The sequence below is a fragment of the Binatus sp. (SeqCode) genome, assembly GCF_036522015.1.
Lineage (GTDB): Bacteria > Desulfobacterota > Binatia > Binatales > Binataceae > Binatus.
In genome coordinates this window covers 1-5,167 of the sequence record NZ_DATDGQ010000251.1, presented here as the reverse complement: position 1 = coordinate 5,167, position 5,167 = coordinate 1, and the positions used below count along the sequence as shown (strand labels likewise).

Below are 5,167 nucleotides of genomic sequence, written 5' to 3'. Positions count from 1 at the left end.
ATGATTCAGTTTTTGCGATAGCGCGCGATACATTGTGTCGAGCACCAGCGTCGATTTGCCGGAACCCGAAACGCCGGTGATGCAGGTGAAGACGCCGAGCGGAATCGCGACCGTGAGATCGCGCAGATTGTTCTCATGCGCACCCTTTACGGTCAGCCAGCGGCCCGAGAGCTTGCGGCGGCGCGAGGGAACGGGGATCTCGACTTCGCCCGAAAGATACTTGCCGGTGAGCGAGTTCTCGTCGCGCATCACCTCGTCGGGCGTACCTTGCGAGACGATGTAGCCGCCGTGAATTCCGGCACCGGGGCCCATGTCGATCAGGTGATCGGCCTCGAGCATTGTCTCGCGATCGTGCTCGACCACCAGCACGGTGTTGCCGAGTTCCTTGAGGCGCTTGAGCGTCGCGAGCAAGCGCTGATTATCGCGCTGGTGAAGTCCGATCGACGGCTCGTCGAGGATGTAGAGCACGCCGACCAGGCTCGATCCGATTTGCGTGGCGAGACGAATGCGCTGGCCCTCGCCGCCGGAGAGGCTGCCTGACGGGCGATCGAGTGTCAGATATTCAAGGCCGACGTCGGCGAGGAAATTCAGTCGCTCGCGAATTTCCTTCAAAATGAGTTTGCCGATTTCCGCTTCCTGTACGCTCAGCTTCGGCGCGGCGAAGAACGCGAGCGCCTGCTTGATCGACATCGCAGTCACTTCCGAAATCGATTTGTTGTTGAAGCGCACGAACAGGCTTTCCTTCTTGAGCCGCGCGCCGGCGCAGGTCGGACACGGCCGCATATTCATGTACGCCTCGAGGAACTCGCGCACCCCCTCGGACTCGGTCTCCTTGTAACGGCGATCGAGCCATTGCACGACACCCTCGAAGGTCTTCGAGTACTCGGCGCGATGATGCCCGCGCTGGTACGCGAACTCGATCTCCTCATTGCCCGAGCCGTTCATGATCGCCTTGCGCACCTTGAGCGGAATTTCTTTCCACGGCTGGTCGAGGCTGAACTTGTAGTGCCGCGCGAGAGCGTCGAGCACCGGCTGGAGGTAGTTCATCGTCGCCCACGGTGCGATCGCGCCGTCGGAGATGCTCAAGTCCTCGTTCTGCACGATCAGCTCGGGATCGAAATACATGATCGAGCCGATTCCCGAGCATTCGGTGCAGGCGCCGTGGGGACTGTTGAAGGAGAACATCCGCGGCTCGATTTCCGGGTACGAGATCCCGCAATCGACGCACGCGAAGCGCTGGCTGAAATAAATTTCGCTCTCGTTCTTCGGCCCGTCCAGGCGCTCGACCTTGAGCAGGTCCTGACCGTACTTGAACGCGACTTCGAGCGAGTCCGACAGGCGCTTCTCGATTCCCTTGCGGATCGCCAGCCGATCGACCATCACTTCGATCGTGTGGCGCTGATTCTTGTTCAGCACCGGCTCCTCGCCGAGTTCGTAGAGCTTGCCGTCGATCTTCACGCGCACGAAACCGGCGCGCTTCATCTCGGACAGCTCCTTGCGATACTCGCCCTTGCGATCGCGAACGATCGGCGCGAGCACGTGAATCCTCGAGCCTTCGGGCCATCCGATGATTCGATCGACGATCTGCTGCACGCTCTGTTGGGTGATTTCGCGGCCGCAGTTGTAGCAGAACGCGTGCCCCACTCGCGCGAAGAGCAGGCGTAGATAGTCGTAGATTTCGGTGATCGTGCCGACCGTCGAGCGCGGATTGCGCGAGGTCGTCTTCTGCTCGATCGAGATTGCGGGCGAGAGGCCCTCGATCGAATCGACGTCGGGCTTTTCCATCTGCTCGAGGAACTGGCGCGCGTACGCCGACAGCGATTCGACGTAGCGGCGCTGGCCTTCGGCGTAAATCGTGTCGAAGGCTAGCGACGATTTGCCCGAGCCCGAAAGTCCGGTGATCACGACCAGGCGGTCGCGCGGAATCTCGAGATCGATATTCTTGAGATTGTGCTCGCGCGCGCCCTTGATGACGATTCGATCGGCCATTGCTCCTACGCCGCCGCCCGACGCGCGATTTTGTCGCGGCTCACCGCGGCCCGCCACGCATATTCGATCGCGGCAATCATGCTCGACGGATTGGCAATCCCCTTGCCCGCAATGTCAAACGCGGTGCCATGATCGGGCGACGTGCGCACGAACGGCAATCCAATCGTGACGTTCACAGCGCGATCGAACTCCAGCGTTTTGAGCGCAATCAGGCCCTGGTCGTGATACATCGCAACCGCGGCGTCGAAGTTGAACGCACCCGCCTTGCGGATAAACGCGGTGTCGGGCGCCAGCGGACCGTACGCGTCGATGCCCTCGCGATTGGCGCGGCGAATCGCGGGCGCGATCACGCGGATTTCCTCGTCGCCGAACATTCCGCTTTCACCCGCATGAGGATTCAATCCCAGCACCGCGATTCGCGGCCGTGAAATGCCAAGCGCGCCGCGCAAGTGCGTCGAGAGCAGGCGAATCGTGTCGAGCACGCTGCGCTGCGTCAGTGCAGTCGCCACTTTTGCAAATCCCATGTGCGCAGTCACCAGCGCGACCGTCAGCTCGCCGCCCGCGAACATCATGCGCCAGAGCCGGGTTCGCGAAAGATGCGCCAGCAGTTCCGAGTGTCCGGGAAAATGGTGCCCCGCGCGATTCATCCAGTCCTTGCTGATAGGCGCAGTGACGAGAGCCTCAACCTCGCCGCTCATCGCCATCCGCGCGCCGGTTACAATATAATCATAGGCGGCGCCGCTGCCCTCGACCGTAGGATGGGCAGGGCGAATCGCGCGCGCCGACAAATCAGATATCGAAAGTACGCCGAGTCCTTTGGTCAAGCGAATCGGCGGCTCACCCGCGTGCCACTCGCAAGGCACCGGCACGTCACGCAGGCGAGCGGCAGCCGCGCGCATCGCGGACAAGTCGCCAACCACTGCAATCGACGGCGAGCCGCGACGGCTGGCGAGCGTCGCCGCTGCCTTGAGGATCACCTCCGGGCCGACGCCCGCCGGATCGCCCATGCTGACAGCCAACAGCGGCGGCATCTTTCGTTTCGCCGGAGTCGTCATCTAGTACATGGTCTCGACGTAGTGCTGTTTCACGAGATCGGATTCGACCCACTTCTCAAGCTGCACACTGGATTGCTGATCGATGAGCTGAGCGCGGATCTCGGTTTTGACTTCGCTGAGCGGCACGACACCGGGCACTTCGTGTTCTTCCAGCTTGACGATGTGAATACCGTGGCTGGTACGGACGGGCGCCGAAACTTCACCGGGCTTGAGCGGCTTCACCGCGGCCAGGATCGAGTCGTTGATGTCGGCGGGCGCGAACCATCCGAGCTCGCCGCCATTGGACTTTGAATCGTCGTCCGAATAGACGCGCGCGAGATCGCTAAAGTCATCGCCCTTTACCGCACGGGCACGAACCATCTCGGCCTTCTTTTGTGCGGCGGATACTTGCGCGGGCGTCGGGTTGGCCGGCAGCGAGATCAGAACCTGTGCGAGCCGGAGACGCTCCTTGGTAATCGTGAAGTCTTCCTTGTGTGCGACGTAAAAGGCCTGGATGTCGGCGTCGGGCACGTTGATCTTCGCGCGGACCTCCTGTTCGATCATCATCGCTTTTTCAAGGTCCAGCCGCGCGCGCTTGCGCAGTTCATCGTAGCTCATCCCGCTCGCCTGTAGTTGTGCGCGGAACTCCGCGTCGCTCATGTGCTTGTCCATCCGCAACTGCGCGATGTACCTGTCGACCTGCGCGTCGTCGACCTTGTCATCGTACTTCTTCACTTCCTGTTCGAGCAATTTCTCGCCGATCAAGGCTTTCACCGCGGTCTTGGCGGTCTCGGAAGAAGCGAAATCGTCGCTGTCGATCGGCTGGCCATGTTGCGACGCGAAATCCTTTACCTCGCGCATCGTGATCGGATCGCCGTCAACGCTGGCGACGACGCGATCCACCGCCGGCGTGCTCGGTTCGGCATCCTCGTCTTCATCGGCAGGTACCGCGGCAGGCGGCGGCGCTGGCTGGTCTTCCTTCTTCGATGCGAAGCCAGGGAGCGAGAAGCCGCCGGGAGCGTCTGACGCCGGCACTATTCGGGGCTGGCGTGACGGGTTTACCGCGCCTGGAGGCGGCGGCGGCAGCGGTACAAGTTGCGCCGGTTGCTTCGGTTCCGACGGAACAGATGACGCCACCAACGTCGACGGTGTGGGTCTGGACGAGGGCGTCCCGACAATTGCGGGCGATTCTTCCGGCACCGGGGTGGCCGCCATAGCTTCCTTGATGAAGGCGTAGGACTCAGGTTTGAAAAAGTCTATCGAGCAGCCGGAGAACGCGCTGGCGAGCGCAATACCTATCGACGCCGCCGAAGCTGCCATCACCAGGCATCGCGCAGCGGCAAGCGGAAACGATCTCCGGTTTTGCATCAGTTGAGGGCCTGCCCGGATTTCGCAGCGGGCCAGTTTTCCAACTTTTCACAGCCCGCCAGAGCCTGCAAGACACCGTCGAGTTGCGCGAACAATTGCTCGTAATCCCCGGGCTCGATTCGAGCGATCACCTGGAACGATGGCGTCAGCCGCATCGTGCTGCGATTCTGATCGGCGAGCTTCGCGAGCCGCGTCGTATCCACCGGCGCGTCGGGATGAAAGCGGATTTCGAGCTGCGAACCCTTGAGAATCGAGCTCACGATCATCAACTGCTTCATCTGGCGCCGAACATTCATCGCCGCGATCAGATTTTCGATCAGGGTCGGCACCGGACCGAACCGATCGCGCATCTCGTCGCGAATCTCGCCGAGATCCTCCTCGCTGTTCGCCCGCGCGAGCCGCCGATACAGCACCAGCCGCTCGTTTTCGTCGGAGACGTAAGCCTCCGGGATGTACGCGGGCACCGCGATTCGCAACTCGGGCTCGAAGTCCGGGCGATTCGGCTGTCCGCGCAGCTCCGCGATCGCCTCTTCCATCATCTCGGTATAAAGCTCGAATCCGACCGCCGCGATCTCGCCGTGCTGCTCGTGACCGAGCAGGTTGCCGGCGCCGCGATGTTCGAGATCGGCCATCGCTAGCTTGAAGCCGCCGCCGCTCTCGGACTCGACCAGTTCGCGCAGCGCGTCGATTCGCCGCTTGGCATCGCGCGTGATGATGTGCTCGCCGGGAATCAGCAGATACGCGTACGCCTTTTGCCGTGAGCGCCCGACGCGACC

At 62.1% G+C, this 5,167-nt stretch carries 4 protein-coding genes; all 4 read right to left on the bottom strand.

The window, feature by feature from the left end; genetic code table 11:
• Positions 1-1,989: excinuclease ABC subunit UvrA (gene uvrA / locus VIW95_RS10760; protein WP_331586264.1), on the bottom strand; the 1,989-nt coding region annotated here is incomplete at its 3' end.
• A 5-nt stretch (positions 1,990-1,994) separates the two neighbouring features.
• On the bottom strand, positions 1,995-3,020 hold the full coding sequence (pdxA, locus tag VIW95_RS10755) for a 4-hydroxythreonine-4-phosphate dehydrogenase PdxA (RefSeq protein WP_331586262.1): 1,026 nt from the start codon (positions 3,018-3,020) through the stop codon (positions 1,995-1,997).
• Between the two features lie 24 nt (positions 3,021-3,044).
• A complete protein-coding gene (locus VIW95_RS10750) occupies positions 3,045-4,391 on the bottom strand; it encodes a peptidylprolyl isomerase (protein WP_331586260.1) in 1,347 nt (448 codons plus the stop codon).
• Positions 4,391-5,167: TRCF domain-containing protein (locus VIW95_RS10745; protein ID WP_331586258.1), on the bottom strand; the 777-nt coding region annotated here is incomplete at its 5' end. The genes VIW95_RS10750 and VIW95_RS10745, both read right to left, overlap by 1 nt.